This is a genomic window from Xanthomonas sp. fls2-241-TYG-148 (genome assembly GCF_030208815.1).
GTDB classification, from domain to species: Bacteria; Pseudomonadota; Gammaproteobacteria; order Xanthomonadales; family Xanthomonadaceae; genus Xanthomonas; species Xanthomonas campestris.
Genome location: NZ_JARVTE010000006.1, coordinates 60,294 through 82,908, shown reverse-complemented (window position 1 = coordinate 82,908; position 22,615 = coordinate 60,294). Strand labels below are relative to the sequence as shown.

Below are 22,615 nucleotides of genomic sequence, written 5' to 3'. Positions count from 1 at the left end.
TGCAGAACGCGCACTACGCGCCCGGTGGGCGCTCGCGTGGCGGGAAATGCAGCACCACGTTTTCCGAGCCGTCGTCCTGGCGTTGCCACAGCACCGGCACCTGACGCGGCGGCGGCGGTTCCAGCATGGCGTGCTCGGGGTTGCTGACCTCCCACGCGGCGTCTTCGTCCTCGTCGTCCCAGCTGTAGCGCGGCTTGGCCTGCTGCGGGTCGCGCAGGCGTAGCAGCAGGGCGGCAATCAGGCCGGCCACTGCGCCGCCCAGATGCGATTGCCAGGACACGCCGGCTTCGTGCGGCAGGATGGTCATCAGCATGCCGCCGTAAAACAGGAACGCGATCATGCTGGTGGCGATCGCCGGGCGGTCGCGGCGGAGCAGGCCCAGCACGAACACCAGGAACATCAGCCCGTGGGTGACACCGCTCGCCCCCAGGTGGCGGCTGCCGGGGTCGCCCAGCAGCCATGCACCCAGGCCCGAGCCTAGCCACAGCAGCGGCAACGCCATCGCGGTGGCACGCGGATACACGCTGCCGGCGAGGGTGCCCAGGATCAGCAGTGCCGCCGCATTGGCGCCCAGATGCGCGAGCGAGCCGTGCAACAGTGGCGCGGTGAGGATGCCGATCAGCCCGTCGGCTTGCAGTGGCGCCACCGCCCACGCGCGCCAGTCGAACATGCCCTGGCCGGTGAACACGGCTACTAGCAGCAGCACGGCGGCCAGGCTGAGGTTGAAGGCACGCAGCACCCGGGAGCGATCCAGGCGGTCTTGCGTGGTGGCATCGGCGGTGGCAACAGGATGCGAGGTCATGCCTTCACGGATGGCGTCGCACAGGTTTTTTTACAAGCCTCTCCGGCTCGGGATAAGCAGGCCCGGCGACGGGATAATCCACTCCCGGCGTCAATCGTTGGCGCATCAGCCTGGACGATCTGCGGCTTGGCTGCAGGGCCCTTGCCCGCCCACCATCGTGGGACACGCCGCAAGTACATCCCTGTAAGCGCTGACGCGGCATCCATACCGCGTCAGGGCCCGCGATGGTGGGCGGGCAGGGACCATCGGAGATGGTCGGTGTTTATGGCTTTCAACAAAGCAACCAGCAGACTTTTTGGTGCGGTGTCCTCGCCGCTTGCGGGACCGTGTGGCGGCATGGATGCCGCCACCGAGCCCCCAGGGACGGGTTCACGGCGTGTCCCGCGAGCGGTGAGGGCACCGCGCCCTCGACTCACCTAGCTTCTGATTGTTGATCTGTCGCTTGGCTGCAGGGCCCTTGCCCGCCCACCATCGCGGGACACGCCGCAAGTCCATCCCTGTAAGCGCTGACGCGGCATCCATGCCGCGTCAGGGCCCGCGATGGTGGGCGGGCAGGGACCCCTCAAGATGGTCGGTGCGCCAGAGACGAGCAGCGCACGCGGCGCTGCCATTCACGAATCCCCAATCCCGATTCCCCAATCCCAGCCCCTCAGTGCCCGGCCGGCTTTGCCGGGCGCAGCAGGCTCAGCACGATGGTGGCGATGAGGATGGCGACCACGACGGCCAGCGAGACCAGCACCGGGATTTTGTAGAGATCGATGATCATCATCTTGGTGCCGATGAACACCAGGATCACCGCCAGCCCGTACGGCAGCAGGTGGAAGCGGTCGGCCATGCCGGCCAGCAGGAAGAACATCGCGCGCAGGCCCAGCACCGCGAACACGTTGGAGGTCAGCACGATGAACGGGTCGGTGGTGATCGCGAAGATCGCCGGGATGCTGTCCACCGCGAAGATCACATCGATCACCGCGATCAGGATCAACACCACAAACAGCGGCGTGAACCAGCGCTTGCCATCCTTGATCACGCTCAGCAGGTTGCCGTGGTACTGCGGGCTCAGACGCAGGTGGCCACGCATCCAGCGCAGCACCGGGTTTGCTTCCAGGTCCGGCTCCTTGCCCGCGGAGAACCACATCTTGATGCCGGTCAGCAGCAGGAACGCGCCAAACACGTACAGCAGCCAATGGAACTTGGCCAGCAACATCGAGCCGGCGAAGATCATGATCGCGCGCAGCACGATCGCGCCCAGCACGCCGATGATCAGCACGCGCTGGCGCTGTTCCTCGGGCACGCCGAAGTAGGTCATGACCATCAGGAACACGAAGATGTTGTCGACTGCCAGGGATTTTTCCACCAGGTAACCGGTGAGGAACTGCAGCCCGATCTGGTCGGCCTGCGCATCGCCCACGCTGCCCTGCAGGTACCACCACAGCCCGGCATTGAAGGCCAGCGCCAGCAGCACCCAGCCGATGCTCCACCAGGTGGCTTCCTTGAAGGTGACCTTGTGGGCGCCGCCGTGGCGCATCAGCACCAGATCGATCATCAGCGCCGCGATCACCACGACCGCGAAGCCACCCCATAACCAGACATTGCCAATGGTTTGCATAAGAATCCCGAAAAGTGAAAACGACCTGGACAGCCGGTGGGGCTGAGGCCTTGTGACACGGAAATCGTGGATTCCGGGTGACGGACCTTCGCCTGCGCGGCGAAGGTCTCGCTCGCAACCGGCTGGGCCGGTTGCCGTTGCACCGGAGCGCCTGACAGGCAGGGCTCGTAATGACGGCGACAACGCTGGGAGCTACTCCCCTTCTGCGGCCGATTCTGCGGGCCGGGGGCGGGCGCGTCAATCCAGCCGGATACAATAGGTGAATGAATACTCCTGTCCCCGTCGTCCGACTCAAGAATGCGTGGCGCTCCAGCCACCCGTGGATCTTCCAGAAGCTGGTGGAAAAGCCCGCCGCCAAGCCCAAGCCCGGCACCATTGTCGATGTGGTCGGCGTGGACGGGGAATGGATCGGCCGCGGCTTCTACAACGGCCATTCGCGCATCGCCGTGCGCATCCTGGAAACCGACCAGTCGGTGCCGGTGGATGCGGGCTGGTTCTCGCGCAAGATCGCCGCGGCGGTGAGCCTGCGCCGCGATTGGCTGCAGCTCGATGGCGTGTCCGATGCCTGGCGCGTGGTGCATAGCGAAGGCGATGGTCTGTCCGGGCTGGTGGTGGACCGCTATGGCGACCTGGTGGTGGTGGAGTTCTTCGCCGCCGGCATGTTCCGCCACCGCGAATGGATCTACGAGGCGCTGCGTGAGCAGTTCCCCGGCTGCCGTTTCCACAGCTTTGCCGATGAGCATGTGCAAAAGCAGGAAAGCTTCGATTTCCACAGCAACACCACCACCGAAGCCTCGGTGATCACCGAGTACGGCATCAAGTTCCGTGCCGACCCGGCCGGTGCGCACAAGACCGGTTTCTTTGCTGACCAGCGCGAGAACCGCCAGTGGCTGAGCGAGCAGGTCAAGGACAAGACCGTGCTGGACCTGTGCTGCAACACCGGCGGGTTTGCGGTGTATGCGGCCGCGCGCGGCGCCACCGAGGTGCTGGGCGTGGACATCGACGAAGACGTGATCGCCATTGCCAAGGGCAACGCCAAGCTCAACAACGTGCGCCCGAAGTTCGTGCAGGCCGACATCTTTCCGTGGCTGCGCGATGCGGCCAACCGCGGCGAGAAATACGACGTGGTGATCCTGGACCCGGCCAAGATGACCCGCGACCGCGAGCAGGTGATTCCAGCGCTGAAGAAGTATCTGGACATGAACAAGCTGGCGCTGGGCGTGGTCAAGCCGGGTGGCCTGTTTGCGACCTTCTCGTGCACCGGCCTGGTGGCCGAGCAGGAGTTTCTGGACATGCTGCGGCGCGCTTCGTATTTCTCCGGGCGCACCATCCAGATCCTGAAAGTCGCCGGTGCCGGCCCGGACCATCCGTTCATGGCGCACGTGCAGGAATCGCGTTATCTCAAGGCGGTGTTCTGCCGCGTGGTCGACTGACAATGTCCTTGCTCCCTGCCGGTGCCGTGGGTATCGGCGGGGGCGATGACGCGGGTCGCAGTACGATCGAGGCGTGATGCCCGCGCCATGCCCTCGCACCATGCACGGGAGCACACGGCCACCCCTTGCCGCGCTGCAGGTGCGCCATTACCGGCGCCTGGCAGCCAGTGGGTTGCCGCCCTCCACATCCCGCAGCAGAGGCCTGGCGATGACCACCCACGACGACGAACGCAAGGCGCTGCGCCGGTTGTTGCGGCAGATCGAGCGCCCCAACACCAGCCTGCTAGCCAGCAATTGGCCAGTGTTCGGTGTGTGGCTGCTGTTCGCCGGGGCCTTCATGTATCTGTTCAAGACCGGCGTGCAGTCGCCGCTGCATCCGTTGATCCTGGCGCTGGGTTCGACCTGCCTGGGCGTGTTTGGCGCCTGGATCGTGTTCCTGTCGGTGTGGGCACGGCAGTGGCCGCACCTGCGCGACCACATCGATGCCGACAGCGTGCGTGCACGGCTGGCCGAACTCGACGACTGAGCGGGCCGGTGCGCGCTGCAGTGTGAGCGCAGGCTGTTGATCGGCACGCGACGGGTGTCAGATGCGCGCGTTGCTCGGCTACTCACGCGTGTCACCGCACGCGCAAACATAAGAGCAGCTATCAAAACGACTGCGCAGCCGCCAGGCGGGCGCGGCCGGTGCTCGGAATCGGCATGTACCCACGTACACTTCGGTTCCTCCGCGCCGTCCGCACCCACCTGACGGCTGCTCGCTACGTTTTGTTGGCCGCTCTAAAGACATGCGTGCTGCGCGATCCACGGCCGTGATCGCGCCAGCACCGCACGCGTGGCCTCCCTGGCCAGCGCGCGCTGTCTGCGGTGCAGCCAACGCTCAGCGCAACAGCATGATTACCAGCCCGCCGGCCGCGCAGTGATCTCCGGCACCGCCTGGCGCAGGTCTGCACCGAACTCAGGGTTGCGCATCGTCTCGGTGTCGGCATAGCCGTAGAACACGCCCTGGCTAGGTGTGGTGCCCTCGCGCAGCTCCAGATCGCCGCGCACCTGAGTGGTGCCGGCCACGGTGACCGCACCGAAGGCGCCCGGGCCCATGAACACGGTCTGGGCCTGCGCGGTGTTGCCGATCACCGCGCCGGGGTGCCACACGGTCAGCCCGCCGAGCACCGCGTTGCCCTGCACGGTGCCGCCCATCACCGTGGCGTGGCCGTCGATGCGCGCATTGCCCAGCACATTGCCGGCCAGCACGCGCGCGAACGGGCCCACATAGGCGGTGGAGGCGACAGTGGCGGTGTTGGCCACCCAGCCGCCGCCGTTGGCATGCCGGCGGCCCACCGGCGTGGGCGTTGGCGCGCCGGGCTGGCTGCCAGCGGCGGCGGCGTTGCTCAGGGTCACGCTCCACGGGTAGCGATAGATCGCGTAGTAGGACTGGTCCCACTTGATCTTGTGCATGGTGGTGGGCGCGCCCATCACCATCAGGTACACCGCGCGGTCGCCGCTGCGCAGGGCCACGGTGACGCTGGCTTTGGCGCCGCGCTGCAGGGCGCTGTAGCGCGCGCGGCCGCTGCTGTCGATGCTGACCACGCCCCATCGCCAGTCTGAATCCGGGGCTGGAATGCTGGCCGGGTCGGTCACCAGGCCGGGCAATGCGGTGACCGCGGGCGCAGCCTGCACCTGGCCCTCGAAGCTCACGCCGATGCTGGTGACGCCGGCAGCGGGGATCAGCTGCACCAGGTTGTAGCCCCAGCGCTGTGGCGCCCATTCGAACGGCACGCGGTAGCGGTTGGCCTGGCCGGCGACCGGGTCGAGCACGGTCATGCGCAACGCGCGATCGCGGTTGTCCCAGTCCTGGGTGCGTTGCGGATCGAACGATGCATTGCCGCCATAGCGAGCGCGATACAGCGCGCCCTGATCGCTGCCATCGGGGTTGGTGTAGTCCCAGTTGACGTTGCGCAGTGCCCAATCGCCGAACACATCGTTCAGTTGCGACTGCGTCCATCCCATGTTGGTGCGGATCACCGTAAATGGATCGGCGCTACGCTGCGCCGGATCGCCTGGCTTGGGCGCCTTGGCCCACAGGTCGTTGATGATGGCGTAGCCGTAGCGGTTCTTGAGGTACTCCAGGAACTGCCAGTTGCAGTAGCGATCGCGGGTGGAGCCCAGATACAGGTGCGGGTAGTTCACCAGCATGCTGGAGCAATGCACGTCGCTGGCGTGGAATTCCGGCAGCTGGTGGGTCATCCAGTTGGCGTGCGATTCCCAGATCCAACCGGTGTAGTCGGAGTCGCGCAGGCTTTGCGTCTGCCCTTGCAGTGCGTGCGTGAGTTCGTGTGCCAGGCCCCAGTGATCGCGCAGGCCGCCCGGTGCCATCCACATGCCCATGTTGCCGCTGCCGGTGACCCCACCGCTCAGCCCGAAGCTCGGATCCAGGTGGATGCTGGCCTTGGTCTTGGTGGTGCTGGTGCAGGCCGGCTCGGGGAATTGCAGGCGATTGATGAAGCTGTCCCAGACCATCTCCAGGTGCTCGCCAGCCGCGCGGACGTCGGCGCTGGACACGCCGTCGCCATTCCAGCGGAACGCAAAGTGCGTGGTTTCATAACGCACCGGTGGCATGCCGGCTTCGTTGGCGCGCGCAGTCCAGGTACCGGCCGTGCAGGCCGCACTGGCGGTGGAGGCGGCACCCAGCAGCCCGGTGGCGATCAGGGCGGCGGCCAGTAGACGGCGGGCGGGCAGGCGGCGGGGCAATGCAGGCGATGCGTTGGGCATGAGGGCGCTCGGGGCATGAGTGAAGGCGCGCACGCCACCGCACACACGCCGAGGCGGTGTGGCGAAGCGAGGCGGTGGCAGGCCGTTGGAGGGGCGGCGGCGCAAGTGTGCGCAGCGCGCACGGGTCTGCAATTGGTTTGAAGATGGATTATTCGGTTCTGCAACGCGGTCGGCGTTCGTGCTGTGGCACCGGTGGACATTGCGCCGCTGCGCCCGCCCGATGGCGGCCAGCCGATGACGCAGTGCGGGCGCCCGCCGCGCCGACACCTGCGGCTATGATCCGGTGACCCCCCCTGCAAGCGAGACCGCATGAAACTGCACACGCTGTATTTGTCGTTGTTGCTGGCCGCCACCACCTCGGCACACGCGATGGAGTTTTCCGCCGCCGAGCTGGCCCGCGCCAGCGCACTGCAAAAGCGCCTGGTCACGCTGGATTCGCACCTGGACACGCCGGCCAATCTGGAGCGCGCCGATTTCGATGTGATGCAGGGCCATGCCGGCAATCGGCTGTCGCAGGTGGACTACCCGCGCATGCTCGAAGGCGCGCTCGATGGCGGCTTCTGGGCGGTCTATACCGGGCAAGGCAATCGCAGTGCGGCCGCGCATCTCGATGACCGCGACGCCGGCCTGCAGCGGCTGATCAAGATCCACAACCTGTTGGCCGCGCAGCCGCAACGCTTCGCGCTGGCCACCACGCCCACCGATGCCGCGCGCATCAAGGTCGCCGGCAAGCGCGTGGTCTACATCAGCATGGAAAACGCCAGCCCGCTGGTGGCCGACCCGTCGCTGCTGCGCTTCTATTACGCGCAGGGCCTGCGGCTGATGAGCACGGTGCATTTTCTCAACAACGAGTTCGCCGATTCGGCCACCGACCCGAAAGGGGCCGAGTGGAAAGGCCTGAGCCCGGCCGGCAAGCAACTGGTGCAGCAGGCGCAGGCACTGGGCATCGTGATCGATCAATCGCATGCCTCCGATGCGGTGTTCGACCAGTTGATCGCGTTGTCGCCGGTGCCGATCGTGCTCTCGCACAGCGGCGCGCGGGCGGTTTACAACCACCCGCGCAACATCGACGACGCACGCCTGAAGGTGCTGGCCGCGCATGGCGGAGTGATCCAGGTGAATTCGTATGGCGGATATCTCATCGACAGCGGCGCCAGCCCCGAGCGCAAGGCCGCCGAGAAGGCGCTGGCCGACCAATACGGCGGCTGGGAGCATCTGAAGATGTCCGACGGCACCGCCCTGAGTGAAGCGCTCAAGGCACTGGATGCGCGCTACCCGGTCAAGCGCGCGACCGAAGAGGATTTCTTCGCGCATCTGGAGCATGTGCTCAAGATCGCCGGGCCCGCGCATGTGGGAATCGGCATGGACTGGGACGGCGGCGGTGGCGTGGTCGGGCTGGAAGACGTGTCCGACCTGCCGCGCATCACCGCCTGGCTGCTGCGCAAGGGCTATAGCGAGCCGCAGATCGCCGGCATCTGGGGTGGGAATCTGCTGCGGGTGATGGAGCAGGCGCAGGCCTATGCGGCTGGGAATCGGGAATCGGGAGTGGGGAATCGTTGAAGCGGTTGGTCGTGCGCGGTGGGGGCAGGGCGTTGTGCAGGGAGAGCGGTGGGGCTGGATGGCTTGTGGGTGGATGGGGTGATGGCTGCGGCGTGATTCGGCTGGGGAGTGCCTGCGTCCGTGTGCTGAGGTAGCGGCAGCGCTCGCCGCGTCTGATGGTGGGGGTTGTCTGGCAGCGGTCGGGCCCGCGGCGGCCAGCGGCTGGCTTGGCTAGGTGGGCTGCCTTGGCTGACAGGGCTGAAGCGCTCCGTTTGGGTGTTTGCACAAAAACCGGCGGTTGCCAGCGCCACTACAGGCAACGCTCTGCCGAAGATTTCAGGAAAAAGCGCCAACTAGAATGCGTCCACCCCTTCTGCGATGCGGGCGCTTTGGCGTCCGGTTCGCCTGGATGACCCCTGAGTTGGAGCGTGCGATGACCCCAGTCTCCCGGCCCCTGCCGCACCCTGACGGCATGGCCGCCACCTACCGCAAGATCCTGCTGCGGCTGATCCCGTTCCTGTTCGTCTGCTACCTGTTCAACTACCTGGACCGGGTCAATGTCGGCTTCGCCAAGCTGCAGATGCTGGGCGATCTGGGCATGAGCGAGACCGTGTACGGGCTGGGTGCGGGCATCTTCTTCATCGGCTACCTGGCGTGCGGGGTGCCCAGCAACCTGATCCTGCAGCGGCTGGGCGCGCGCCGCTGGGTGGCGATCATGATGATCAGCTGGGGCCTGCTCTCCACCTGCCTGATGTTCGTGCGCACCCCGGCCGGGTTCTACACCCTGCGCCTGCTCACCGGCGCGGCCGAGGCCGGCTTCTTCCCGGGCATCGTGCTGTACCTGACGCGCTGGTTCCCGCGCGCGCAGCATGGCCGGGTCATGACCATCTTCATGTCGGCCATTCCCATCTCCGGGGTGCTGGGCGGGCCGTTGTCGGGCTGGATCCTGAGCCATTTTTCGGCCGGGCAGGGCGGGCTGGCCGGCTGGCAGTGGATGTTCCTGCTGCAGGGCCTGCCCACCGTGCTGCTGGGCGTTGGCGTGTGGTTTCTGCTCAGCGATGGCGTGCAGCAGGCCCGCTGGCTGACCCCGGGCGAGAAGCAGGCGCTGACCCGCGCGCTGGACGCCGATGAAGCGGGCAAGCCAGCCGGGGCGTCCACCTCGCTGGCGGCCGTGCTGCGCAACCCGGCGGTGTGGATGCTGGGCACGGTGTACTTCTGCATCCAGAGCGGGGTGTATGCGATCAACTTCTGGCTGCCGTCGATCATCCAGGGCAGCGGCGTCACCGAGCCGACCCGGATCGGCCTGATGAGTGCCATCCCCTACCTGGCCGCAGCGGTGTTCATGGTGCTGATGGGGCGCTCGGCCGACCGCCGCCGCGAGCGCCGCTGGCATCTGGTGATCCCGTTGCTGATGGGCGCCGCCGGCCTGTGCCTGGCCGCCGCGCTCACCGACCACCTGTGGCTGGCCTTGCTGGGCATGACCCTGGCCACGATGGGCGCGGTCAGCGGGCTGCCGCTGTTCTGGCCGCTGACCAACGGCTTTCTGACCGCCGCCGCCGCGGCCGGTGGGCTGGCGCTGATCAATTCCACCGGGCAGGTTGCCGGCTTCGTCAGCCCCTATCTGGTGGGCTGGATCAAGGACACCACCCACAGCACCGAGCTGGCCCTGTACGTGCTGGCCGCGGCCATGGTGCTGGGCGCCGCGTTGGTGCTGCGGGTACCGGCCAGGGCGGTGAACCAGTGATGCCCGTGCCCCTTTTCGTTGAGCCCATTCCGTCATGAAGATCGTCATCGCGCCCGATTCGTACAAGGAAAGCCTGTCCGCGCTAGAGGTGGCCACCCAGATCGAAGCTGGCTTCCGCGAGGTGTTCCCCGACTGGAGCTACACCAAGGTGCCGGTGGCCGACGGCGGCGAGGGCACGGTGGAGGCGCTGGTCGCCGCAACCGGCGGGCGGGTGATCGCCTGCACCGTCAGCGGCCCGCTGGGCACGCCGGTGCAGGCGTTCTTCGGGTTGACCGGCGATGGCCGCACCGCGGTGATCGAGATGGCGGCCGCCAGCGGCCTGGCGCTGGTGCCCCCGGCGCAGCGCGCGCCGCTGCAGGCCAGCACGGCCGGGGTGGGTGAGCTGATCCTGGCCGCGCTGGATGCCGGCGCGCGGCGCTTCATCATCGGGATTGGCGGCAGCGCCACCAACGACGGCGGCGCCGGCATGGCCCAAGCGCTAGGCGCGCGCCTGCTGGATGCGCGCAATGAGCCGATCGGCGCGGGTGGCGGTGCGCTGGCGGCGCTGGCCCGCATCGAGACCGACGGCCTGGACGTGCGGCTGCAGGAATGCCACATCGAAGTGGCCTGCGATGTGGACAACCCGCTGATCGGCCCGACTGGTGCCTCGGCGGTGTTCGGCCCGCAAAAGGGCGCAACGCCGGTCATGGTGCGGCAGCTCGATGCCAACCTGCAGCACTACGCCAACCTGCTCGAGCGCGACCTCGGCCTGCGCCTGCACGGCTTGCCCGGTGGCGGCGCGGCCGGCGGGCTGGGCGCTGCGCTGGTGGCGTTTCTGGGCGCGCAGCTGCGACCGGGCGTGGAGATCGTGGCGCAGGCACTGGGCCTGGACGCCACCATTGCGCAGGCGGATCTGGTCCTCACCGGCGAAGGCCGCATCGACAGCCAGAGCCTGTATGGCAAGACCCCGGTGGGGGTGGCGCGGGTGGCGCAGCACCACGGCAAGCCGGTGATTGCCATTGCCGGGTGCCTGGGCAACGGCGCCGGCCTGCTGCATGCGCACGGCATCGCAGCGATGTTTGCGGTGGTGCACCGCGCCTGCACGGTGGAGCAGGCCCTGGCCGAGGCGGCCAGCAATGTGCGCATCGCCGCGCGGAACGTGGCCGCGGCGTTGCAGGTGGGCATGGCGCTGGCACAACCGGCCTTTCCGGTCCCGGCGCGCGCGTCTTGATGGTGCGCCGCGCACGCCGGCCGGCGCCGGGTTCCCCTTAGCATAGGGCGATGCTTACGCTCGACCGCACCCTGGCGCAGTCCATCGTCGACCGTTCGATGACCATCATCGACGGCAACGTCAACGTGATGGACCACACCGGCGTGATCGTTGCCAGCGGCGACCCCGCGCGCATCGGCCAGCTGCATGAAGGCGCGCTGCTGGTGCTGTCGCGGCAGGGGCGGGTGGAGATCGACGCGGCGCTGGCGCAGCAGCTCGACGCAGTACGTCCCGGCGTCAACCTGCCGCTGATCGTCGATGGCCGCGTGCTCGGCTGCGTGGGCCTGACCGGCGACCCTGCGCGCATCGGGCAACAGGCCGAACTGGTGCGCATGGCCGCCGAGGCCATGCTCGAACAAGCCGGGCTGCTGCGCCTGCTGGCCCGCGACGCGCGCCTGCGCGAGGAGGTCACGCTGGGGCTGATCCGCACCGACGGGCCGACCCCGGCGCTGGCCGGCTGGGCCGAACGGCTGGGCATCGCGCTGGATCTGCCGCGCGTGGCCGCGGTGATCGAAGTAGAAAGCGACACCCTGGATCTGGACGCCATGCTGGTGGAGCTGCAGCGCCTGCATACGCTGCTGTCCACGCCCGAGCGCGGCAACCTGATCGCCGCCACCGCGCTCAACGAGCTGGTGGTGCTGAAACCGGCGCTGGACCGGCGCGGGCAATGGAATGTGGACGAACAACGCCGGCGTGCACACACCTTGCTCGAGCGTATGCGTGCCAGCAGCCCGCTGCGCATCCGCCTGGCGCTGGGCCAGTATTTTCCGCAGCCCAACGGGCTGGCGCTATCGCACCAGATCGCGCGCACCACCATGCGCATCGGCAAGGCGCGCACGCCGGGCGCCGATGCCTTCTTCTTCGACGATTACCGCCTGCCGGTATTGGTGGACGACCTGCGCCAGGCCTGGCAGGCCGATGAACTGCGTAAGCCGCTGCAGGCGCTGCTGACGCAGGACCGCCGCGGCCAGTTGCTGCAGACCTTGTCGTGCTGGTTCGCCAACGGCATGCGCATGGCGCCCACCGCCAAGGCGCTGGGCATTCATCGAAATACGCTGGACTACCGCATGCAGCGCATCCAGGACCTGTGTGCGGTGAACCTCAGTACCACCGACGATTGCATGCGCCTGTATCTGGCACTGCAGATGCGCCAGGACAGCGCCGCGGCCGCGCCCGAGGGCGCGCAGTAGGTCTGCGCAGGCAGTCACTGCGTGTGCCACGACGCGGGCGATGCCGTGCAGATTCCACGCGTATGCGGCACTGCTGCATCGGTTGCCGCGCACTGCTGCCGGATGCAGCCGCACATGCCGTTGCACCCCTCGGCCAGCGGCACATCTGCGTGGCAGCGCACGGAACGGCCACGCGGTCTTGCTTGCCTGCTCCGCTAGACTGCGCGGATGACATCGGGCGAGCGACCACGTTGAAACAGCGTCACGTAGCAGCGCCGCTTGCGGCCAACGAGACCGACCGCCTGGCGCGGCTGGCGTTGCTGCAGGTGGTCGATAGCGAAGCCGAACCGTTCTTCGACGCCCTGGCCGCCGCCGCGCAGGCCATTGCCGGCACGCCGATCGCACTGGTGTCGCTGGTGGACGAGCACCGCCAATGGTGGAAGGCCAACGTCGGCCTGCCGGGCGTGTCGCAGACCCCGCGCGAGCTGGCGTTCTGCGCGCACGCCATTCTCGATGACGCAGTGATGGAAGTGCCCAATGCGTCGGACGACCCGCGCTTCAGCGGCAACGAACTGGTCACCGACGCACCCGGCATCCGCTACTACGCCGGTGCCCCGATCGTGCTCTCCGATGGCCTGCGCATGGGCACGGTGTGCGTGATCGACCAGCGCCCGCGACAGCTGCAACCGGCCCAGCTGGAGGTCCTGCGGCATCTGGCACGGGTGGCGGCCGAAGGCCTGGAGCAGCGCCGCCTGATGCTGGAGCGTGCCGAGACCAACGCCCAGCTGCAGCAGCGCCTGCGCGAGAGCGAAGCGTTCCTGGAGCGCACCGGGCGAGTGGCCGGCGTGGGCGGCTGGGAGGTGGATGTGGCCAGCGGCACCTTGAGCTGGTCTGACCAGACCTGCCGCCTGCACGATCTGCCACCGGGCTACCGGCCCAGCCTGGGCGAGGCGATCGCGTTCTATCCGCTGGACGCGCGCGCGGTGATCACCGAGGCGGTGGAAGCCTGTGTGCGCGACGGCACGCCGTGGGACCTGGAGCTGCCGCTGATCAGCAGCACCGGCCGCCACTTATGGGTGCAGAGCACCGGTGCGATGGACATGACCGATGGGCGCATGCGCCTGATCGGTGCCGTCCAGGACGTCACCGACCGCCACCGCGCGGTGGACGCCCTGGCCACCAGCGAGCGCAAGTTCCGCAAGATGTTCCAGTACAGCCTGGGGCTGATCTGCACCCACGACATGGACGGCCGCCTGATCAGCGTGAACCCGGCCGCCGCGCGCTCGCTCGGGCGCAGCGTCGAGGACATGGAAGGCCGCGCGCTGGTGGAATTGGTGCGCCCGGAACGGCATGCCGCCTTGCACGGTTATCTGTCGCGGATGGTGCTCGATGGCCAGGACTCGGGCGTGATCGAGCTGGTCGCCGGCGATGGCAGCCTGCGCCACTGGCAGTACCACAACGTGCTCGACGTGGAAGCCGATGGCACCGTGGTGCTGGCGCATGCGCAGGACGTGACCAACCAATACAAGCAGGAAAAGCAGCTGCTGGAATGGTCCTTCACCGACCCGTTGACCAACTGCTTCAACCGTCGCTATCTGGACGAGCTGGACAAGCGCGACCCCAGCGTGCGCTGGGGCTGCATCGTGGTGGACCTGGATAAGTTCAAGCTGGTCAACGACACCCACGGCCACCAGCGCGGCGACGAAGTGCTGGTGCAGATGGCCTGGTTCCTCAACCAGCCGCTGCGCACCCAGGACCGCCTGGTGCGACTGGGCGGCGACGAGTTTTTGGTGCTGCTGCATCAGCCCACACCTGCGCAGCTGAGCGCGCTGGCGCGCGACTATCTGGACGCGGCGGACAATGCGCCGATCCGCTTCACCCTGGGCAACGCGCTGCGCCAGGACGGCGAGGCGCTGGCGGCGGTGGTCGACCGTGCCGACAAGTCGTTGTATGCGCTGCGGCGCTCCCGCCGCGGCAGCAGCTCCACCGACCAGCGCTGACGGCGCAGCGCCCCTCGTTCCCTGGTGATGTCCCGCGTGCCGAAAAATCGTGCTCATGAATACGCGATCGCCTATCATGTAAACGTTTTCAATCACATTGGTACGGAATGGACACCTTCGATCGCACCCAGCTCAGCCCCAAGTGGCAGTTCCGCTTCGATTTCTTCGACCGTCATGGCGGCCCGAAGGATCCTGCCTACAAGGAAACGCTGAAGACGCTGCCGTTCGGCGAGAAGCTCAAGGTCGGCATGAACTTCTACGCGCTGTTCTTCGGCTTCATCTACTTCTTCATCCTGGGCCTGTGGCGCAAGGCGCTGGGCCTGATCGGCATCGGGCTGGTGGTGGGCATCATCGCCTCGTTCCTGCCCGGCTCGCTGGGCAACGCTCTGAGCATCCCGCTGGCCCTGCTGGCCGGCATGAGTGCCAACTACGCCTACTACCTGGACAAGGTGAAGGGCAGCACCAGCTTCAACCCGTTCGAAGGCATGCGCTGGTAAGTCATGGCATGGCCGCGCCGGCCCCTCCCGCCGCTGCGCAGCGTTGCCAAGCCCGGTCTCGACCGGGCTTTTTTATGCCTGTGGCTTGCTGAGCCTGCGCAGCGGGTCCATGAGCCGACACTCGCTCGTACGCAGAATAAGCAGGCTTTGAACCGCTAATGACGGACGATCAAGCCATTTGACCGCTTTTAGTGGGGCTACAAGCGGGCAAAACCGTTAGCGGCGCTTGCACGCCGTCAACTCCCGTACTGAGCCCACGGCAACTGCCTGAATTCCTTACATATCCGGGCGTGGCCTTCCGCTTGAGTCCGTACGGTCTGTTGCGCCGCAGTATGGCGCCACGGTTTAGCCTTGCTTAATCTTTGCCACACCGTGACACACGTCGCGCCAGATTTGGATCGATCCAAAGCACACTGTCCCCCGCAAGTGTTTGAAAAGACGAAGTCTTTCCGTCGCACCACCACCCCCGACGAGACGCTTGAATGACCGATTCCCGTTGTCACCGCCCGCGTGTGCTGTCCCAGGCCCTCTTGCTCGCCATGCTGTCGCCGTTGCTGGCGCTGGCGCAGCAGGCCGATCCGCAACAACTCGACGCCGTCACCGTGACCGGCTCGCGCATCAAGCGTGTCCAGGCCGAAGGGCCGGCGCCGGTGCAGATCATCGGCTCGGAGGAGATCCGCGCCCAGGGCTTCACCACCGTCTACGACATGCTCGGCACGTTGAACCAGGCGATCGGCACGGTGGAGGCGGATGTCAGCTGGGGCTCGCACACGCCCAACGCCAGCCCGCTCAACCTGCGCAACCTCGGCCCCAACCGCAGCCTGCTGCTGGTCAACGGCCGCCGCGTGGCCGATTACCCGCTGCCCTATAACGGGCAGAGCAACGTCTCCAACTACAGCAACATCCCCGCCGCGGCGGTGGACCGGGTGGAAGTGCTCACCGGTGGTGCCTCGGCCATCTACGGCTCGGACGCGATCGCCGGCGTGGTCAACGTGATCCTCAAGCAGAACTACAGCGGCGACCAGTTCCGCATGCGCGGCGGCACCGCCACCGAGGGCGGGCGCGATACCGCAGATGTGTCCTGGGCCGGCGGGCGCACCGGCGACAACTGGAGCGTGACCTACGCGCTGCAGTACACCAGCCGCGACCCGCTGTTCGGCCGCGACCGCCCGCAGATGGACGACGCCAGCGACGCGCCCTACAGCGCCTGGACCACCGAGCAGCGCCGGGTGGGGTTTCGCCCCAGCAGCGGCATTGCCTTGATCGACAACGCCACCGGCACCCGCCAGGCGCCGCCACCGGGCGCGTGCGAACAGTTTGGCGGCGCCTATTACCGCGCTGATCGGCTGCTCTACAACCGCAATACCGACACCACCACCAACACCGGCCAGCTGTGCGGGCTGAGCGCCGACTACGGCGACTGGCTGCTGCGCAGCGGCAGCAAGGACCTGTCCGGCTATCTGTACGGCACCTGGGAATTCGGCAACGGCGTGCAAGCCTGGACCAACCTGGCGGTGTTCGATTCCGAAGCACAGTGGGGCACCTCGCCGCCGTATGTGCAGCTGCCGGCCGGGCTGGATTACCCGGCCTTCTACGACGTCACCAGCGGCCAGCAGTTGATTGGCGTGCGCCAGTTCACCGCCAACGAAGTCGGCAGCCAGGCCGGCCTGCGCAACCGCAACCGCGAGCGCTCCTGGGACATCAGCGCCGGCTTGCGCGGCACCCTGGCCGACGGCCGCTTCGACTGGGATGCCTCGCTGGGCCGCTCGTACTACCGCGTGCAGGAACGCATCTCCACCGTGGACTGGCAACGCGCCAATGACTATTTCCTCGGCCCGCAGCTGGGCACCGTGGACGGCCTGCCGGCCTACGCCCTGGACCGCGCGCGCTGGTGGACTCCGCTGACGCCGGGGCAATACGCGCAGATCGGTGCGCATTCGGTGAACCGCGCCGCGTCCTGGGTCAATCAGGGCGCGTTGAGCCTGAGCGGCACCTTGTTCGACGGCTGGGCCGGGCCGATCGAATTTGCCGCGGTGGTCGAAGCCGCGCAGCAGGGCTACCGGCTCAACCCGGACCCGCGCGCCAACCTCGATTACGAAGTGCAGAACGTGGACCGCGGCGGTGGCGAGCGCACCCGTTACTCGGGCGGCCTGGAGTTCAGCGTGCCGCTGACCACCACGCTCACCGCCACGCTGGCCGGTCGCTACGACCGCTATGGCGACTACGAGGCGTTCAACGATGACGCCAACCTGCTGGATATCGGCACGCAGAAGGAATCCACCTGGAGCGCCGGCCTGCAATGGCGGCCAATCGACAGCCTGCTGCTGCGCGGCAGCTACGCCACCAGCTTCCGTGCCCCGGACATGCATTACCTGCTCGGCCAGCCCAGCTCGGCGCAGGTGCGCACGCTGGACCAGTACCGCTGTATCGCCAGCGGCGCCTACCAGACCAACAACTGCACCGGCGACAACACCGCGGTGACCTATCCGTTTGCGATCAACCGCCGCGGCACGCCGGATCTGGAATCGGAACTGGGCGACTCGTGGACGGTGGGCTTTGTCTGGGATGCGTTCGAGAACTTCTCCTTCACCGCCGACTACTGGCGCATCCACCTGGACGAAGAAATCCGCGATATCGACGAGACTACCATCCTGCGCGACGAGGCCGGCTGCCGCACCGGGCTGACCATCACGCCCGGGCAGGCCTGGTCCAACCCGGGCGGCGCCGATTACTGCGCCTCGATCCTGGCGCGCGTGCAGCGCGATGGCAGCGGCGCGATCACCGCGATCGAGCGCGGCCCGATCAACTTGGCCCAGCGCGATGTCAGCGGCATCGACCTGTCGGCGCGCTACCAGCTCAAGACCGGTTTCGGCGATTTCCAGATGGGGCTTGACTACACCAACCTGCGCTCGATGCGCGAGCAGACCTACCGCACCGACCCCAACCCCGAGCGCCGCGACCGCGACATCCGCAGCAAGCTGCGCGGTAGTGTGAGCTGGCTGTATGGCAACTGGAACGCCACCGTCTACGGCGACCGCGTCGGCGCTGTGCCCAGCGTGCGCTCGCACTGGGGCCTGGACCGGCTGGACAACCCCGGCGGCTGCGTGCCGTTTGCCGATGGCGGGGTGCCGGACGACCGCGCCAACTGCACCGACACCGATCCCAACAGCCCCACCTTCGGCCAGAGCACACGCAAGTACTTCGGCCGCGTAGGCCCGGCGATCACCTGGAACGTCAATGTCGGCTAGCGCATCACTCCGGCGATGAAGCTCAACCTGTACGTCAACAACGTCTTCAACAGCACCGGCTACAACCACAAGGACCCGTACAAGCTGGACTACGAGTTCTACAACAGCCGCCTGTTCAGCCCGGTTGGCCGCGAGATCGCGGCAGAATACGTGTTCGATTTCTAGAACGCGGTTGCGCGCGTGCCTGCCGGCGCCCTGCTGCGGCAGGCACGCTTCCCACCTGCGACGTCCGCGTCGCCCTCTCCCCCGAGGTGATTCCCGCATGTTGTCTGTCGTGCCCAGCGCCACCCCTGCCGTATCCGCTGCCTGCCCCTGGTGGCGCCGCGCCGCCGCCGGCCTGTGCCTGCTCGGTGTCACTCTCGCCGGCCCACTGGCCGCGCAGGACCCGGCGCAGGTCAACACCTTCATCGGCAGCAAGGACGATGGCAATACCTTCCCCGGCGCGTCGGCGCCGTTCGGCCTGATCCAGGTCAGCCCGATCGGCGCGCACTACGCCGGCTGGCGCTACGACGACCCCAGCATCCGCGGCTTCGGGCATTCGTTCCTGTCCGGGGCCGGCTGCTGGGAGCAGGGCGGGCAGGTGTCGATCCTGCCGGTGACCGGCAGCATCGGCCCCGGTGGTGATTTCGATACCGGCGACGCCAAGGCCTTCGACCAGAAGCGCTATGCCGCGCGCTACACCCACGACGGCGAAGTGGGGCAGGCCGGCTATTACAAAGTGCGCCTGACCGATTACGGCGGCATCGACGCCGAGGCCACCGCGCTCACCCGCGCCGCCGCCGAGCGCTACACCTTCGCGCCCGGCGCCGACACCGGCCATGTGCTGATCAACGTGGCCCAGGCCAACGACCGCCACGTGGTGATCGGCAGCCAGGTGCAACTGGTGGGTGACCGCGTGGTGGAAGGCAAGCTGACCACGCAGAGCTTCTGCGGCGGCCAGGAATACACCACCTGGTTCCGGCTGGAATTCGACCGCCCGTTCACCGCGTTCGGGGTGTGGGGCGAAGACGGCGGCGTGCCCGGCGCGCGCCACAGCATGGGCGGTGAGCTCAAGCCCAACGGCGCCTGGCTGAGCTTCCCATTGGGCAAGGGCAAGAACGCGCGCGCGGTGACCGTGGTCAGCGCCATCTCGCACGTGGACGCCGAGGGCGCGCGCACCAATCTGCGCGCCGACGGCATGCAGGGCGGCACGCTGCTGGGGCTGGAGCAGATGCGCCAGCGCGCGCAGCAGACCTGGCGCACCGAACTGGCCAGCGTGCAGGTGGAGGGCGCGGGCCGCGACGACCGCACCGTGCTGTACACCGCGCTGTACCACGCCCTGCTGCAGCCGCTCACCGGCAGCGATGCCGACGGCCGCTACCGCGGCTACGACGATGCGATCCACCGCGCCGACGGCTGGACCTACTACGAGTATTTCTCGCTGTGGGACACCTACCGCTCGCAGAACCAATTGCTCGCCCTGCTGCGCCCGCAGCGCGCGCGCGACATCGGCCGCTCGCTGCTGGCCATCCACCAGCAGGGCGGCTGGCTACCGCGCTGGGGCTACGCCAACTACGACACCAACATCATGACCGGCGACCCGGTGACGCCCTTCCTGGTCGACCTGTGGCGCTTCGGCGCGCTGCAAGGCAACGAGGCGCAGGCCTACGCCGCGCTGCGCCAGAACGCCTTCGGCCAGCCGCCCACCAATTCGCGCCACGCCGGCCGCTCCGGCAACGCGAGTTACCTGGCCAACGGCTACGTGCAATACGACCGCGCCTTCCCCTCCAAGGGCATGGACGTGGACCCGCACCACGGCGGTTCGGCCACGCTGGAATACGCGCTGGCCGATTGCGCCCTGGCGCAGATGGCCGCTGCGCTGGGCCATGCACAGGACAGCGCGCAGTTGCGCCAACGCGGCGGCAACTGGCACCGCGTCTGGGATGCGGACGTGCGCGATGCCGACACCGGCTTCAGCGGTTTTCCGCGCCCGCGGCTGGAAGACGGCAGCTGGTACGCACCCTCGGACGATCACTACAGCCCGCGCTCGCAGCACGGCTTCCACGAAGGCACCGCCTGGCAATACCAGTGGCTGTTGCAGCAGGACATCCCCGGCATGCTGCAGGCCATGCACGGCAGCGAACAGGCAGGCAAACGCCTGGACACCTTCTTCGCCTACGACGACCTGTTGAAGGACCTCGGCAACGGCGCACGCACGCATTGGGTGGTGGGCCCGTACAGCTACTACAACCAGTACCGCTACAACCCCAACAACGAACCGGACCTGCACGCCCCGTGGATGTACACGCTGATCGGCCAGCCGTGGAAGACCGCCACCGTGGTGCGCGCCGCGCAGCAGTTGTTCACTAATGCGCCCAACGGCGTCACCGGCAACGATGACCTGGGCACGATGTCGGCGTGGTACCTGTTCAGTGCCTTCGGCCTGTATCCGGCGGTGCCGGGCAGCGGCGAATTCCTGTTGCATGCGCCGCGCTTCAAGCGGGTCACGCTGGACCTGGGTAACGGCAAGCGCCTGCGCATCGACGCCCCCGGCGCCGATGGCCGCACGCTGCAGTACGTCGATGGCGTCCGCGTCAACGGCAAGCCGCAGCCGCAGGTATTCCTGGACTGGGCCCGGTTGCAGCAAGGCGGCACGCTGTCGTTTGCGCTCACCAAGCAGGCGCCCACTCAGGGCTGGGGCACGCAAACGGACGCATTGCCCACCTCGTTCTGCGCAACGCCTGCCGCCGCACAGTGACCGCAAGCATCAGGCTGACGGATGAAAGCCCCTCTCCCGCAGGGAGAGGGGTTGGAGTGAGGGTACGAGGCAAAGCCACTGACTCACGCGCGGCAGCAGACTTCCACCGCTAAACCTTCGCCATCGATGATTCACTCTTGAAGGCGCGTGGCGACGCGTTCGTCATAGCTGGCACTGAAAGATATTTGAGGCGCCCCTCATCCGCCCTATGGATACCTTCTCCCGGCGGGAGAGGTAACTACCCAACCTTCCCCAAGCGACTATTCCGCCGCCCGTAGGCCAGGTAGACCACCACGCCCAGCGCGTTCCACACCAGGAACCAGCCCTGCGTGGTGCTCGGCAGGCTCCAGAACAGATACAGGCAGCCCAGGATCGCCACTGGCCCCACGACCCAGGCCAGCGGCGTGCGGAACGCCCGCGCACGGGTGGGTTCGCGCACGCGCAACACCAGCAGACACGCCGCCACCGCCGTAAACGCCGCCAACGTACCGGCATTGGCCAACGCGGCAATCTCGTCCAGCCGCGCCACACCCGCCAACGCGGCCACCAGCACCGCGGTGAACAAGGTGATCGCCACCGGCGTGCCGGTGCGTGCGTTGACCTTGGACAAGCCGCGCGGCAACAGCCCGTCGCGCGACATCACAAAGAAGATGCGGCTCTGCCCGTACAGGAACGCCAGCAGCACCGTCGGCAGCGCGATGATCGCCACCGCACCAATCACCAGCGCCGCCTTGCCATGGCCGAGTTCGCGCAGGATCAGCGCCAACGGCTCCGGGCTCTTGCCGAACACGGTGAAGCTCATCGCACCCACCGCCGACAACGCCACCAGCACATAGATCAGCGTGCAACCGATCATCGAACCGACGATGCCGATCGACAGATCGCGCCCCGGGTTCTTGGTCTCCTCGGCCGCAGTGGAGATCGCATCGAACCCGTAGAACGCGAAGAAGATGATCGCCGCCGCCGCCATCACCCCGCGCTCCACGCCATCCGGGCCCATCGCCTTGGAGAAGCCATAGGGCATGAAGGGCTGCAGGTTGGCGCTGTTGAACGCCGGCAAGGCAATGGCCACGAACACGCCCAGCGCAATGATCTTCAGCACCACCAACACCGCATTGAGCGTGGCGCTTTCCTTGGTGCCGGCCATCAGCATGCCGGCCACCAGGAAGGTGATCACCACCGCCGGCAGGTTCACGATGCCGCCGGCGTGCGGCCCGGCAATCAATGCATGCGGCAGATTGACTCCCAACCACTGCAGGAACCCGACGAAATAGCCCGACCAGCCCACCGCCACCGTGCTCACCACCAGCGAATATTCCAGCACCAGGCTCCAGCCCACCACCCAGGCGATGCTCTCGCCGAGGGCGGTGTAGCTGTAGGTGTAGGCACTGCCGGCGGCCGGCATCATCGTGGCCATTTCCGCATACGCCAGCGCCGCGCAGGCGCACACGATGCCGGCGGCCACAAACGAGAGCAGCACCGCCGGGCCGGCCTTGTCGGCGCCCACGCCGATCAGCGTGTAGATGCCGGTGCCGACGATCGCGCCGATGCCCAGTGCGATCAGGTGCGGCCAGCTCAGGCTGCGCACCAGCTGCCGCCCGGCCTCGTGCACGGTGACCTGATCGATGGATTTGCGCCTGAGCCAAGACGACATGGGGACCTCGCAGGAACCAAAAGAATTCCCGAGTGTCGCCCAACGCGGCGCAGCAAAGCTATCGGTCCAAGGTCACGCGACGCCGGGCGCGGGCTGTGGCAGCGCGGAGTTAAGTAGATCGACGCGCTGGAAACGCAGCCGCTGGTGGCGATGCAGATGCGCGTGAGGCGT

Annotated in this window: 13 protein-coding genes, 1 other RNA gene and 1 pseudogene; 11 read left to right on the top strand and 4 right to left on the bottom strand. The window is 67.5% G+C overall.

The window, feature by feature from the left end:
- Window positions 1–13 precede the first annotated feature (13 nt).
- Together QRM60_RS09550 and QRM60_RS09545 are read right to left on the bottom strand one after the other, a co-directional pair.
- Window positions 14–802: a rhomboid family intramembrane serine protease gene (locus QRM60_RS09550; RefSeq protein WP_285446078.1), complete on the bottom strand. Its 789-nt coding sequence runs from the start codon at window positions 800–802 to the stop codon at window positions 14–16.
- Between the two features lie 649 nt (window positions 803–1,451).
- Window positions 1,452–2,408, bottom strand: coding sequence for a TerC family protein (locus QRM60_RS09545; protein ID WP_050911854.1), 957 nt, complete (start codon window positions 2,406–2,408; stop codon window positions 1,452–1,454).
- A gap of 263 nt (window positions 2,409–2,671) precedes the next feature.
- Here QRM60_RS09545 and QRM60_RS09540 point away from each other — a divergent pair, with 263 nt between their 5' ends.
- From QRM60_RS09540 to QRM60_RS09530, 3 genes are all read left to right on the top strand, one after another.
- A complete protein-coding gene (locus QRM60_RS09540; protein ID WP_011039292.1) occupies window positions 2,672–3,841 on the top strand; it encodes a class I SAM-dependent rRNA methyltransferase in 1,170 nt (389 codons plus the stop codon).
- A 208-nt stretch (window positions 3,842–4,049) separates the two neighbouring features.
- Window positions 4,050–4,367: a hypothetical protein gene (locus QRM60_RS09535; RefSeq protein WP_011039291.1), complete on the top strand. Its 318-nt coding sequence runs from the start codon at window positions 4,050–4,052 to the stop codon at window positions 4,365–4,367.
- Window positions 4,368–4,540: 173 nt separating this feature from the next.
- Window positions 4,541–4,615: non-coding RNA, sX9 sRNA (locus QRM60_RS09530), on the top strand.
- Window positions 4,616–4,735: 120 nt separating this feature from the next.
- Here the strand turns inward: QRM60_RS09530 and QRM60_RS09525 are convergent.
- On the bottom strand, window positions 4,736–6,607 hold the full coding sequence (locus QRM60_RS09525) for an Svx/AvrXca family virulence/avirulence protein (protein ID WP_285446077.1): 1,872 nt from the start codon (window positions 6,605–6,607) through the stop codon (window positions 4,736–4,738).
- A 309-nt stretch (window positions 6,608–6,916) separates the two neighbouring features.
- On the opposite strand from QRM60_RS09525, the gene QRM60_RS09520 reads away from it, so the two are divergent.
- The 8 genes and pseudogenes from QRM60_RS09520 (at window position 6,917) to QRM60_RS09485 (ending at window position 20,790) form a co-directional block, all read left to right on the top strand.
- A complete protein-coding gene (locus tag QRM60_RS09520; protein ID WP_285446076.1) occupies window positions 6,917–8,167 on the top strand; it encodes a dipeptidase in 1,251 nt (416 codons plus the stop codon).
- Between the two features lie 412 nt (window positions 8,168–8,579).
- Window positions 8,580–9,890: an MFS transporter gene (locus tag QRM60_RS09515; RefSeq protein WP_285446075.1), complete on the top strand. Its 1,311-nt coding sequence runs from the start codon at window positions 8,580–8,582 to the stop codon at window positions 9,888–9,890.
- A 34-nt stretch (window positions 9,891–9,924) separates the two neighbouring features.
- Window positions 9,925–11,100, top strand: coding sequence for a glycerate kinase (locus QRM60_RS09510; RefSeq protein WP_285446074.1), 1,176 nt, complete (start codon window positions 9,925–9,927; stop codon window positions 11,098–11,100).
- A gap of 50 nt (window positions 11,101–11,150) precedes the next feature.
- Window positions 11,151–12,329, top strand: a complete 1,179-nt coding sequence (locus tag QRM60_RS09505) for a sugar diacid recognition domain-containing protein (protein ID WP_285446073.1) — start codon at window positions 11,151–11,153, stop codon at window positions 12,327–12,329.
- A gap of 230 nt (window positions 12,330–12,559) precedes the next feature.
- A complete protein-coding gene (locus QRM60_RS09500) occupies window positions 12,560–14,308 on the top strand; it encodes a diguanylate cyclase (RefSeq protein WP_285446072.1) in 1,749 nt (582 codons plus the stop codon).
- Window positions 14,309–14,415: 107 nt separating this feature from the next.
- Window positions 14,416–14,805: a DUF2628 domain-containing protein gene (locus QRM60_RS09495; protein WP_011039284.1), complete on the top strand. Its 390-nt coding sequence runs from the start codon at window positions 14,416–14,418 to the stop codon at window positions 14,803–14,805.
- Window positions 14,806–15,344: 539 nt separating this feature from the next.
- Window positions 15,345–18,218: pseudogene (locus QRM60_RS09490) on the top strand (TonB-dependent receptor).
- A gap of 97 nt (window positions 18,219–18,315) precedes the next feature.
- A complete protein-coding gene (locus QRM60_RS09485; RefSeq protein WP_285446071.1) occupies window positions 18,316–20,790 on the top strand; it encodes a GH92 family glycosyl hydrolase in 2,475 nt (824 codons plus the stop codon).
- A 238-nt stretch (window positions 20,791–21,028) separates the two neighbouring features.
- Here QRM60_RS09485 and QRM60_RS09480 read toward each other — a convergent pair whose 3' ends face one another.
- Entirely contained in the window at window positions 21,029–22,444 is a 1,416-nt protein-coding gene (locus QRM60_RS09480; RefSeq protein ID WP_012439724.1) for an amino acid permease, read from the bottom strand.
- Window positions 22,445–22,615 lie beyond the last annotated feature (171 nt).